The following is a 12088-nucleotide window of genomic DNA, read 5'->3' as shown; positions in this document are numbered from 1 at the left end:
CCCCAGCCAACCAGACCCCCCGATCACCAGTCGAAAACAGCTGACCGCCCTACACCCTCAATTGCGAAGAGCCTGTTAACCTTTGGTTCACTGTCGCGCGCTCCGGGGTGGTCGCTCGCGGTCGCTCAAGTGCCCAGCAAATACGTTTTTACCACTTGACGCGCACCTTTCTCAGGTGTGACCCACGTCATCCGCACCAAATCTGCAATTCGCCCGTGCTGTGGATTTTTGCAACGCAAAGAACGCCAGCCCGCACTCGTTCTTTGTCATCGAACGGTGCGTTATCCGGCGCCTCCGCGCTGCTACCGGAAGCGGCGATCCGGCGGTGCGGATGCCCGCAGCCGGCTCGGACCGCAATCACACCGGTCGGCCGGCGACTCGCGCTTGAACGCCGGGCTGACGTTGGCGCACAAGGATTTTGGCAAGTCAAGCGGAGCCCTCTTGCCACCAGCGTGGACGGCCGGATTCTAGGCCGCGGTACCGCAGTGCTCCAAACCCGGCAGCGGAATTTCAATACTTCATAAAATATTCAAATCATATTTGAAACACATATGATTCATACCTTTATAGGTTGCGTCCTGGGTTTATCGGTTAGCAAATGAATAATTGTTGACCCGGTAATGAACAGGTCCTGCGAAGGCTGTAGTCGTCCCATTCGGATGCTTAACGTGAGTCCAGATCTGCTAACGCGTCCAATGACGACGAAGTCATCGGGCGCGCAACGCTGTGGATGCACATTGCAATCAGGGAGGAACTTTCATGTCGCTCGTCTACGCAGAGCCCGACGCGCTAGCCGGGGCTTCGGGGGAACTGCGCTCGATCAACGCGGCGATGGCCGCCGGAAACGCCGCCGCTGCAACACCGACCACCGGTGTCATCCCCGCGGCCTCCGACCTGGTGTCGTTGCTGACCGCCTCGCAGTTCGCCACCCACGCGAAGCTCTACCAGGACATCAGCGCCCAGGCTGCGGCGATCCACGACCAGATGGCCGCCATGCTGGGGCTGAATGCCGCTTCTTATGCAGCCACCGAGGCTGCCAACGCCGCGAACGTCGGCTGACGGGGAGAACCACCATGGATTTCGCGCAGCTGCCGCCGGAGGTCAACTCGACGTTGATGTACTCCGGCGCGGGTTCGGGACCGTTGCTGGCTGCCGCAGCGGCCTGGGATGCGCTGGCCGGCGAATTGCAGAGCACCGCGTCGGCATGGTTGACGGTGCTGACCGGACTGACCGACGGACCCTGGCAAGGCCCGTCGTCGGCCGCCATGGCGGGTGCCGTTTCGCCACAGATCGCCTGGCTCAGTTCCGCCGCCGGCCAGGCCCAGCAGACCGCATCCCAGGCCGCCGCCGCGGCGAGTGCGTACGAAGCGGCCTTCGCCGCGACTGTGCCGCCAGCGGAGGTTGCCGCCAACCGGGCGTTGCTGGCGGCGTTGCTCGCGACGAACTTCCTGGGCCAGAACACCGCGGCGATCGCGGCCACTGAGGCGCAATACGGTGAGATGTGGGCGCAGGATGCCGCCGCAATGTACGGGTATTCGGGCGCTTCGGCGCAGGCGGCGGCGTTGCCGTCGTTCACTCCGCAGGCGGTGGCCGACGGCCTGCTCGGCGTGAGTGCACAGGGGCACGCGGCATTCACCGCGGTACAGAGCTCACTCACCCAGCAGGGGCTGTACGAGATACCCAAAGCGCTGCTGCGGATGGCGGGCGTGACCAACGAATCGCCCGCGTTCACCAATCCGCTGGCGGCGCTGGGTCTGACCGGCTCGGCGTGGAATACCAATGGCGACGGGTTGGTGCTCAACGGCGTGATCGGTGACGTCATGGAGGGTCTGACCGGCTCGCAGACCATCGACGGCAGTAGCGCCTTCGACACCTACATCCGGCTGGTCTCGCCGTTCCGGCTCAGCACCACCGCCATGAAGGACATCGACGGCCTCTTCCACAGCGCGTTCCCGGCGGCTGCGAAGGCTGCCGAGGGTGCCGCGAAGGCTGCCGAGGGGGCGGCGGCCGCCGTTGCGCCCACCTTCGGCAGCGGCCTCGGCAACGCCCTGGGCGGAATCGTCGGCGGGGCGGCCAAGGTGGGCGCCATGTCGGTCCCCGCCAGCTGGATCAGCACGCCGGCCGCGAACCCGATCACGGTCGCGCTGAACGGAATGAGCGGGGCGGCTGCGGCCGAACCGGCCACGGCCGCTTTCGGTGGATTACCGATGGTGCCCGGTGCCGGAGCGGGTCGCAGTGTGGCGAACTTCGCCACTCCGCGCTACGGATTCAAACCGACCATGGTGGTACAGCCTCCGTCCGGGGGATGACGAGCGCGTCCGGACCTACGGCGTGACCAGAATCTTGCAGTGCCGCTCCGGATCTGCGAGATCGTCGAAGGCTGCCCCTACCCCCGTCAGGTCCACCTCGCCGGTGATCATCGGCGCGACATCGATGAGGCCCTCGGCGATAGCGCGCAACGAGTCGGCGAACTCCTCCGGCGTGTAGGCGTTGACGAACTGCAGGTTGATCTCTTTCGCGATGCCGAAGAACGGGTGCACGGTGTCGGGCTGCATGCATACGCCCGCCACCACCACCCGGGTGCCGCTACGCGCCCGCTGCATGATGTCGTCGATGATGCCGGGTACCCCGACCGCCTCGAAGACCACGCGCGCTCTGACGGTGTCGAACGGCGATCCCTGCGCCGGATCGACCGTCCGGTGAGCACCCATTTTCACTGCCAGCTCGCGGCGCGTCGACGAGAAGTCGGCTGCCACAATGGTTTCGACGCCGCGTACCCGCAGCGCTGCGATGATCGCGATTCCGATCGGCCCACAGCCGATTACCAGGGCGGTCTCGTCGGTCGCGATGCCGGACTTGTTCACCGCATGCAGTCCCACCGCCATCGGCTCGGCCAGAGCGGCGTGCCTCGGGTCCAGGCCGTTGGGAATGGGGATCAGCAGCGGGGCCGACAGCAACATCCGCTCGGCATAGCCGCCGAGGGTGGTGTTGCTGAAGACAATGGGCTCAATACCCTTCTCGGACAACACCACCGGGATCGAAGTCACCAGGGTCCCGGGTGGATGAGTCTCGGTATCGGGTCCGGCTTCGAGGACCTCGGCGCTGAACTCATGACCCATGAAGACGTCTTGACCGAGATCCAGGTCCATGCCACCCCGCCCGCGGGCGAGCTGATTGCTCAGCGACACAACGTCGGCGCCGTGTGTCGCGAAATGCAGGTCCGAGCCGCAGATTCCGCAACACCGCACCCCGACGAGCACCTGCCCGGGCCCGGGTACCGGGTCCGGCACGTCGTCCCGGTAGACCATTCGCCCGTCGCGCAAAACCGACGCACGCATCAGTTGCCCGCCCCGTCGTGTTCGGCGACGTGCTGGGTGATCGCCTGCACGACGGCCTGGCCGGCGCGCCCGATCAACTCCTCTCGCTTGTCCTTCGCCCATTCATGCGAGGCGCGAGGTGCCTCGAGTTGACCCTTGAAGTGGGGAATGACCTTGCGGGCGAACAGATCATAGGAGTGAAAGGTTGCCTGTGGCGACGCCCAGTCATGACCGAGCAACAGCAGCGTGCCGAAGCCGCCGGAGCGCTCCAGCAGACCCTCGATATGTGCGATCGCGTCCTCGGGGGTTCCGATGCAGCAATTACCTTTGGCCGCATAATCTTCGACGAACTCGCGCGGAGACTGGGCGCCTTCCACGGTGTTGGACAGTGGCACGAAGCCTGCGGCTCCGAAGTATTTGGCGAAATCCAGCAACCCGTAGGTGCAGTCTTCGATCGCCTGATCGCGCGTGTCGGCGATGTGCATGATGCTCAGGACCCGCCAGTCGGTGCGGTCCGGCTCGGCACGTCCCGCTTTGGCGGCCTGCTCGCATACCACGTCCCAGGTGTTCTCCAGCGCCGCAAATCCGCCGGGTACCGACATCGACAGCGACAGCAGCGAGGTGCCCAGCGCGCCGGCCAGCCGCGGTCCGGACGGTGAAATCATTGCGGCCGTTGATATCTCGGGATAGGGCCAGCTATAGGGGCGGATGTGCAGCTGGGCGTCGCGCAGGGTGAACCATTCGGTGTGGCGGTCGATGCGTTCCTCGGGTGCGGCGCGGAACAATGCCAGAATCGCCTCCAGGGATTCCTGCATCATGCGGCGCTGGTCGACCGGGTCGATGCCCATCATGTAGGCGTCGGACGGCAGCGCGCCCGGGCCGGTGCCGAACATGACGCGGCCCCGGGTCAGATGATCCAGCAGTACCCAGCGATCGGCGACCATCAGCGGGTGGTGATACGGCAGGGACACCACGCCGGTGCCCAGCCGGATGTGCTTGGTGCGTTCCGCGGCGGCGGCGATGAAAACCTCTGGGCAGGAGATTAATTCGTAGCCGCCGGAATGGTGTTCGCCGAACCACGCCTCGTCGTAGCCCAGGCGATCCAGTGCGACGACCCGCTCCATGTCGTATTCCAGCGCCACCGTCGGAGATTGTCCGGTGGGGTGAAACGGCGTGATGAAGACGCCGAATCGCATTGGTGCGCTCACCATTCCACTCCTTTGAGGAATTCCAGCAAGGCGGAGTTCACTTCGTCGGGTCGCTCCTGTTGCAACCAGTGCCCGGCGCCGTCGATCATGAGCTCGCGGTAGGGACCGCTGACCACCTCTGCGGCGCGGTCACTGCGAGTGAATGCCAGTACCGGATCTGCGGTGCCGCCGATGAACAGGCACGGCGCCGTGATCTTCGCGCCGTCGAGTTCCGGTGTCGTCTCCCAGTTGCGGTCCATATTGCGGTACCAGTTGAGACCGCCCGTGAAGCCGGTGCGAGTGAATTCAGCTACGTAGTAGTCGATTTCGTCCTGGCTGATCCAACCGGGCAGTCCTTTGGGTTCCGGGAGCCGGTCGATGAAACCTTCCGGTCCGGGTGCGACCATGCGCAGGGCCGCACCCTGGTCGCCCGTCAACTGCAAACTGCCCATCATCCGGCGCATCACCCGGGCGGGGTCGCCATTGAGTTCGGCGTCGGCGACTCCGGGTTCCTGGAAGTACAGGATGTAGAAGAAGTTGTCGCCGAAGGTGCGCCGCAGGGCCACGGTCACGGGCCGCTTCGCGCGGGGGACCGGGGGCACACTCAATGCCGCCACCGCGGCGACCCGATCGGGGTGCAGGAGGCCGGCGTTCCACACCACCATGGCACCCCAGTCGTGACCAATCCATGCCGCGCGTTCGGCGCCGACGTCGTCGAGCAGGCCCGCGATGTCAGCCGTCAGCTGGTGGATGTCGTAGGCCTCGATCGCGTCCGGACACGACGAACCGCCATAGCCTCGCTGATCGGGCGCGAGCACGTGGTAGCCGGCATCGGCGAGTACCGGGATCTGGTGCCGCCATGAGTACGCCAGCTCGGGAAAGCCGTGGCACAGCACCACGACAGGCGCGCCGCGATCGCCTGCCTCGACCACTCGCAACCGCACGCCGTTGGTGTCAACTAACCGTTCGGTTGATGAGCCCATCGTTTCACCAAATCACAACACCACCGGCGTGAGAAGGGGGCCGTCGGTGGTTACCAACGGCGCGGCCGCGCATCATGGGCTCATGCGGCTGGACCACGTGGTGCTGTGGACAAAGAATCCCGCCACGGCCATGGACTTCTACACCAGGGTGGTCGGGCTCGCGCCGGTGCGCTTCGAGGAATTCCTCGCCGGCGAGGCCCCCTTTCCCAGCGTGCGGGTATGTGAGGACGCCATCATCGACCTACTGCCGTCCGAAGGCGCCGCGGGCACCGAGGCCATGACGAAAGTGCAGGGCAGTGCGGGTCATCCGGTCAATCACGTGTGCCTGGCCATGACCAAGGACGAGTACGACGCGCTGGATCGTCGCCTGCAGGCCGAGGGCGTGGACACCGGCGCGCGGCTCAACCACAGCTTCGGGGCGCGCGGCTGGGCACCGCAGGGTTATTACTTCCCGGACCCCGACGGCAACGTGGTCGAGGCGCGCTACTACGACTGACGCTCCGCGACAAGTGACGCCTCCGCGAACGTGAAGCTGGCCGCACGCTCGGCTGCGAGCGTGAAGCTGGCCGCACACTCGGCGACGGGTCGGGAACTCGCAATCGTTGACCAAGAGACATCGGCGACCCGCTCTGCCGGAGCTACCAATCGCCACTGGCGGTAACCTGGACATTTCCAGCTGCGTTTATCGGAAGGACCTGGCCCCCTCGGCCGATGATTGATGAACCGTAGAAACGTGATCCGCACCGTTACGGCAGTTGCTGTGCTGGTGCTGCTCGGCTGGTCGTTCTTTTACTTCAGCGATGACACCCGCGGTTACAAACCCGTCGACACCTCGGTGGCGATGACCCAGATCAACAGCGACAACGTCAAGAGCGCGCAGATCGACGACCGCGAACAGCAGCTGCGGTTGACCCTGAAGAAGGGCAACAACGACACCGAGAACTCCGACAAGGTCATCACCAAGTACCCGACGGGCTACGGTGTCGACCTCTTCAAAGCGCTGACCGCAAAGAACGCCAAGGTCAGCACAGTGGTCAACGAAGGCAGCCTGATCGGCGAACTGCTTGTCTACGTGCTGCCGTTGCTGCTGCTGGTCGGCCTCTTCGTGATGTTCTCCCGGATGCAGGGCGGCGCCCGGATGGGGTTCGGCTTCGGTAAGTCGCGCGCCAAACAACTGTCCAAGGACATGCCCAAGACCACCTTCGCCGACGTCGCCGGCGTCGACGAGGCGGTCGAAGAGCTCTACGAGATCAAGGACTTCCTGCAGAACCCGTCGCGGTACCAGGCCCTCGGCGCCAAGATCCCCAAAGGGGTGCTGCTCTACGGCCCGCCCGGTACCGGCAAAACGCTGCTGGCCCGCGCCGTGGCCGGCGAAGCGGGCGTGCCGTTCTTCACCATCTCCGGCTCCGACTTCGTCGAGATGTTCGTCGGCGTGGGCGCATCGCGCGTCCGGGACCTTTTCGAGCAGGCAAAACAAAACAGCCCGTGCATCATCTTTGTCGACGAGATCGACGCGGTGGGCCGCCAGCGAGGCGCCGGTCTGGGCGGCGGTCACGACGAGCGCGAACAGACCCTGAACCAGCTGCTGGTCGAGATGGACGGCTTCGGTGACCGCGCCGGCGTCATCCTGATCGCGGCCACCAACCGGCCGGACATCCTGGACCCCGCGCTGTTGCGCCCCGGCCGCTTCGACCGCCAGATCCCGGTGACGAACCCGGACCTGGCGGGTCGCCGCGCCGTCCTGCGGGTGCACTCCAAGGGCAAGCCGATCGGTCCGGATGCCGACCTGGACGGGCTGGCCAAGCGCACCGTCGGCATGACCGGTGCCGACCTGGCCAACGTCATCAACGAGGCGGCACTGCTGACCGCGCGGGAGAACGGCACGGTCATCACCGGCCCGGCGCTGGAAGAGGCGGTCGACCGGGTCATCGGCGGCCCCCGCCGCAAGGGCCGCATCATCAGCGAGCAAGAGAAGAAGATCACCGCCTACCACGAGGGCGGGCACACCCTGGCGGCCTGGGCGATGCCGGACATCGACCCGGTCTACAAGGTGACGATTCTGGCCCGGGGCCGCACCGGTGGCCACGCGGTCGCCGTGCCCGAGGAGGACAAAGGGCTGCGGACCCGCTCGGAGATGATCGCACAGCTCGTCTTCGCGATGGGCGGGCGCGCGGCGGAGGAACTGGTGTTCCGCGAGCCGACCACGGGCGCGGTGTCCGACATTGAGCAGGCCACCAAGATCGCCCGGGCGATGGTCACCGAGTACGGCATGAGTGCCCGCCTGGGCGCGGTCAAATACGGCACCGAGCACGGTGACCCGTTCCTGGGCCGCTCGATGGGCACCCAGTCGGACTACTCGCACGAGGTCGCCCGCGAGATCGACGAGGAGGTGCGCAAGCTCATCGAGGCCGCGCACACCGAAGCCTGGGAGATCCTCACCGAATACCGCGACGTGCTCGACACCCTGGCCGGTGAGCTGCTGGAAAAGGAAACGTTGCACCGGCCCGAGTTGGAGGCGATCTTCGGCGACGTCGAAAAGCGGCCGCGGCTCACCATGTTCGACGACTTCGGTGGCCGCATCCCCTCGGACAAGCCGCCGATCAAGACGCCCGGCGAGCTGGCGATCGAGCGCGGCGAACCGTGGCCGCAACCGGTGCCGGAGCCCGCCTTCAAACTGGCCATCGCCCGCGCCAGCAAGGCGGCCGAAGAGGCCGAGGCGGAAAAGGGCAACGGCGGCGGCAACGGGGCCAACGGTTCGCACGCCACCACCCAGCCCGACTACGGGGCTCCGGCCGGGTGGCATGCACCCGGATGGCCGCCGCCGTCATCCAGTCGGCCGCAGCCTGCACCCGGTTATCCCAACCCGGATGAGTCCGACGCCGAGGAGCCTTCCGGTCAGCTGGACAAGGATGTGACTCGGTCCAACCCACCTGCTCACGGCTGAATAACGGAGCGTTTCATGACGCAGCTGGAATCCAGAGAAACCGGTGCCAGGCCGTTCGACCAGGCCCGCGCCGAGGCGGCGGTGCGCGAACTGCTGATCGCGCTCGGCGAGGACCCCGACCGACACGGTCTGCGTGACACTCCGGCTCGGGTGGTGCGTGCCTACCGGGAGATCTTCGCCGGGCTCTATACCGAGCCGACCTCGGTGCTCAACGCGATGTTCGACGAGAATCACGACGAGTTGGTGCTCGTCAAAGGGATACCGATGTACTCCACCTGCGAGCACCATCTGGTGGCTTTCCACGGGGTGGCCCATGTCGGTTACATCCCTGGTGTGGACGGCCGGGTGACCGGCCTGTCGAAGATCGCTCGGCTGGTCGACCTCTACGCCAAGCGTCCGCAGGTGCAGGAGCGGCTCACCAGCCAGATCGCCGACGCCCTGGTGCAGAAGCTGGATCCGCGCGGGGTCATCGTGGTGATCGAGGCCGAACACCTGTGCATGGCGATGCGCGGGGTCCGCAAGCCGGGCGCCACCACGACCACGTCTGCGGTGCGCGGTCAGTTCAAGTCCGACGCGGCCTCCCGGGCTGAAGCGCTCGATCTCATTCTGCGTAAGTGAGTCCGGCACCCGTGCAGGTGATGGGGGTGCTGAACGTCACGGACGACTCGTTCTCCGACGGCGGACGCTACCTCGATCCCGACGGCGCCGTCGAACACGGTCTGGCACTGGCCGCCGAAGGCGCGGACATCATCGACGTCGGGGGAGAGTCGACCCGGCCCGGCGCGACTCGGGTAGATCCCGAGGTGGAGACCGCCCGCATCGTCCCTGTCGTGAAAAGTCTTGCAGCGCAAGGGATCACCGTCAGCATCGACACCATGCACGCGCGGGTGGCGCAGGCGGCGCTGGCGAACGGTGCGCAGATCGTCAACGACGTTTCCGGCGGCAGGGCCGACCCGGCCATGGCCCCACTGCTGGCCGAGGCCGGTGTGCCATGGGTGCTGATGCACTGGCGGCCAGTATCGGCGGACCACCCACACCGGGTGCCGGACTACGGGGACGTGGTGGCCGACGTTCGCGCCGACCTGCTCGCCAGTGTGGACCACGCGGTGGCGGCGGGTGTCGACCCGGACAACCTCGTGATCGACCCCGGGTTGGGTTTCGCCAAGACGGGACAACACAATTGGGCGCTCCTGCACGGTCTGCCGGCGTTGGTGGCCACCGGGCTTCCGGTGTTGCTCGGCGCGTCCCGCAAACGGTTCCTCGGCACGTTGCTGGCCGCACCCGACGGCACACCGCGACCGGCCGACGGCCGGGAGACGGCGACGGCGGTGATTTCCGCACTGGCGGTGTTGCACGGGGTCTGGGGTGTGCGGGTGCACGACGTGCGGGCGTCGGTCGACGCCCGCAAGGTTGTCGAGGCCTGGCAGGGTGGGGAAGGGACGATAACCGGTGGCTGACCGAATCGAGTTGCGAGGTCTCAAGATTCGGGGCCGCCACGGCGTGTTCGAGCACGAGCGGCGCGACGGCCAGGACTTCGTCGTCGACATCACGGTATGGATCGATCTGGCCAGTGCCGCGGCCAGCGATGAACTGGCCGACACCTACGATTACGGCGCGCTGGCGCAGTTGGCCGCCGACATCGTCGGCGGGACGCCGCGGAATCTGATTGAAACGGTCGGGGCCGAGATCGCCGAACAGGTGATCACCGACGAGCGGGTCCACGCGGTCGAGGTGACGGTGCACAAGCCCCAGGCGCCCATTCCGCAGGATTTCGACGACGTGGCCGTGGTGACCAGGCGGTCGCGGCGCGGCGGTCGGGGATCGGTCATTCCGGCGGGCTCGGTCGTATGACACGCGTCGTGCTGTCCATCGGCTCCAACCTGGGTGATCGCCTCGCCAATCTGCAGTCGGCCGTCGACGGTCTCGGCGACACGGTCCGCGCGGTGTCGTCCGTCTATGAGACCGACCCCTGGGGCGGCGTGGACCAGGAACCGTTCCTCAATGCCGTATTGATCGCCGAGGACCCCGACCGTGACGCGCATGCCTGGTTACGCCGGGCCCATGAGATCGAGCAGGCCGCCGGGCGGGTGCGGGAGTTGCGCTGGGGGCCGCGCACCCTCGACGTCGACCTGGTCGCCTGTTACGGAACGCAGGGGCCGATCACCGTCGACGATCGCGAGCTGACATTGCCGCACCCGAGGGCCCATCTGCGGGCATTCGTGCTGGTGCCGTGGCTGGACGTGGATCCGAACGCCGAACTCTCCCGGCCCGTGCGGGACCTGCTCGCCGAACTGGACGGCGACGCTACCGGCGTGCGCCCGACCGCACTGGCGCTGGACACCTGATGGGTCCGACCCGCAAACGCGACCTCACGGTGGTGGTACTCGGCGCTGCGTTCGTGGGCTATCTGCTGATCACCGTGTTGTACCGGTACTTTCCGCCGATCACCGTGTGGAGCGGAGTTTCGTTGCTGGTGGTGGCCGTCGCGGAGGCGCTGTGGGCGCGCACCGTGCGCGCCAAGATCAACGAAGGCGAGATCGGCGACGCACCCGGCTGGCTTCATCCGCTCGCGGTGGCGCGCAGCCTGATGGTCGCCAAGGCCTCGGCCTGGGTGGGTGCCGTGATGCTCGGGTGGTGGGTAGGGGTGCTGGTGTACTTCCTGCCGCGACGGTCCTGGATGCGAGCTGCCGCCGAGGACACCGGCGGCGCGGTCGTGGCGGCAGTCAGCGCGCTGGCGCTGGTGGTCGCGGCGATGTGGCTACAGCATTGCTGCAAGTCACCTCCGCAGGATTCCGGTGAGCCCGGCGAGGGGGCGGAGACCTAGCCACCCGCGCCGCCTGGCAACTCGCGCCGAGAATCGCCGGACTGGCGCGACACGCCAAGTGACCTCGCCCGGGTACAGTCAGGGGCCATGACCGTTCTGTCCCGCGGCGCCCGGGTCCGGCGCGGCGGCCGCAGGCCGGGGTGGGTGCTCTTGACGACGTTGCTGGTCCTGGCAATCGCGGCCAGTTCCGCGCTGGTTTTCACCGATCGGGTGGAACTTCTCAAGCTCGCTGTGATCCTGGCGCTGTGGGCTGCCGTGGCCGGCGCCTTCGTGTCGGTGCTGTACCGACGCCAGGCCGAGGCCGACCAGGCGCGGGCCCGGGACATGAAGCTGGTGTACGACCTGCAGCTGGACCGCGAAATCTCGGCACGCCGCGAGTACGAGTTGACGGTGGAGTCGCAGTTGCGCCGCGAGCTGGCCGCGGAGATACGGGCTCAGGCGGCCGACGAGATCGCGGCACTACGGGCGGAACTGTCCGCGTTGCGGACCAACCTGGAGATCTTGTTCGACACCGACCTCGAACACCGTCCGGCCCTCGAGACCCTGAACAGGGAGGCGGCGCGCGCGTTGACCGATCGGTCGTCCGGCGCCACCTCCAACGGCGAGAGCCCGCCCGCCGACTGGGTGGCCAGCGATCGGGTGACCGCCGTCCGCCACGAAGAACCGGACGAGGGGCCAGCGCGCGAGGAGGAAGCCGCGATCATCGACGTTCCCGAGGAACCGTTGTTGCCGCCGCGGCAGCCCGCCAACGTCCGGGAGTACCCGCCGCCGTCGTCCGTGCCGTTCCAGCCGCGACACCGGCCTGCGCCGCCACCCCCGCCGCCACCGCAATC

Annotated in this window: 13 protein-coding genes; 10 read left to right on the top strand and 3 right to left on the bottom strand. The window is 66.9% G+C overall.

Annotated elements, in window-relative coordinates:
- Positions 1-759: 759 nt before the first annotated feature.
- Together AO501_RS05955 and AO501_RS05950 are read left to right on the top strand one after the other, a co-directional pair.
- A complete protein-coding gene (locus AO501_RS05955) occupies positions 760-1059 on the top strand; it encodes a PE family protein (RefSeq protein ID WP_055576844.1) in 300 nt (99 codons plus the stop codon).
- 14 nt (positions 1060-1073) lie between these two features.
- On the top strand, positions 1074-2309 hold the full coding sequence (locus AO501_RS05950) for a PPE family protein (protein WP_055576843.1): 1236 nt from the start codon (positions 1074-1076) through the stop codon (positions 2307-2309).
- Between the two features lie 15 nt (positions 2310-2324).
- Here the strand turns inward: AO501_RS05950 and AO501_RS05945 are convergent, their stop codons facing one another.
- From AO501_RS05945 to AO501_RS05935, 3 genes are read right to left on the bottom strand one after another with little or no spacing between them, the layout of a single operon-like run.
- Complete coding sequence (locus AO501_RS05945) at positions 2325-3338, bottom strand: zinc-binding dehydrogenase (RefSeq protein WP_055576842.1); 1014 nt, start codon at positions 3336-3338, stop codon at positions 2325-2327.
- A complete protein-coding gene (locus AO501_RS05940) occupies positions 3338-4525 on the bottom strand; it encodes an LLM class flavin-dependent oxidoreductase (protein WP_156452339.1) in 1188 nt (395 codons plus the stop codon). The genes AO501_RS05945 and AO501_RS05940 overlap by 1 nt, the downstream gene beginning before the upstream one ends.
- Positions 4522-5487 carry an alpha/beta fold hydrolase gene (locus tag AO501_RS05935; protein ID WP_055576840.1) on the bottom strand — a complete coding sequence of 322 codons (966 nt, stop codon included), beginning with the start codon at positions 5485-5487 and terminating at the stop codon, positions 4522-4524. Before AO501_RS05935 ends, AO501_RS05940 begins: the two co-directional genes overlap by 4 nt.
- A gap of 82 nt (positions 5488-5569) precedes the next feature.
- Between AO501_RS05935 and AO501_RS05930 the strand changes: the two genes are divergently transcribed.
- From AO501_RS05930 to AO501_RS05895, 8 genes are all read left to right on the top strand, one after another.
- Positions 5570-5983 (top strand): VOC family protein, encoded by a 414-nt coding sequence (locus tag AO501_RS05930; protein ID WP_055576845.1) that lies wholly within the window; start codon positions 5570-5572, stop codon positions 5981-5983.
- A gap of 222 nt (positions 5984-6205) precedes the next feature.
- On the top strand, positions 6206-8431 hold the full coding sequence (ftsH, locus tag AO501_RS05925; protein WP_055576839.1) for an ATP-dependent zinc metalloprotease FtsH: 2226 nt from the start codon (positions 6206-6208) through the stop codon (positions 8429-8431).
- Between the two features lie 15 nt (positions 8432-8446).
- Entirely contained in the window at positions 8447-9049 is a 603-nt protein-coding gene (gene folE, locus AO501_RS05920) for a GTP cyclohydrolase I FolE (RefSeq protein WP_055576838.1), read from the top strand.
- Positions 9046-9888 (top strand): dihydropteroate synthase, encoded by an 843-nt coding sequence (gene folP, locus AO501_RS05915; protein WP_055576837.1) that lies wholly within the window; start codon positions 9046-9048, stop codon positions 9886-9888. Before folE ends, folP begins: the two co-directional genes overlap by 4 nt.
- Entirely contained in the window at positions 9881-10282 is a 402-nt protein-coding gene (gene folB / locus AO501_RS05910) for a dihydroneopterin aldolase (protein ID WP_055576836.1), read from the top strand. Before folP ends, folB begins: the two co-directional genes overlap by 8 nt.
- Positions 10279-10776, top strand: a complete 498-nt coding sequence (gene folK / locus AO501_RS05905) for a 2-amino-4-hydroxy-6-hydroxymethyldihydropteridine diphosphokinase (RefSeq protein WP_055576835.1) — start codon at positions 10279-10281, stop codon at positions 10774-10776. Before folB ends, folK begins: the two co-directional genes overlap by 4 nt.
- On the top strand, positions 10776-11255 hold the full coding sequence (locus AO501_RS05900) for a DUF3180 domain-containing protein (RefSeq protein ID WP_055576834.1): 480 nt from the start codon (positions 10776-10778) through the stop codon (positions 11253-11255). Before folK ends, AO501_RS05900 begins: the two co-directional genes overlap by 1 nt.
- A gap of 87 nt (positions 11256-11342) precedes the next feature.
- On the top strand, positions 11343-12088 hold a 746-nt coding region (locus AO501_RS05895; protein ID WP_331457923.1), incomplete at its 3' end, for a DUF6779 domain-containing protein.

This window comes from Mycobacterium gordonae, from assembly GCF_001417955.2.
Lineage (GTDB): Bacteria > Actinomycetota > Actinomycetes > Mycobacteriales > Mycobacteriaceae > Mycobacterium > Mycobacterium gordonae_B.
The sequence above is the reverse complement of the archived record's forward strand: the minus strand, read 5'-3'. Positions and strand labels throughout refer to the sequence as shown.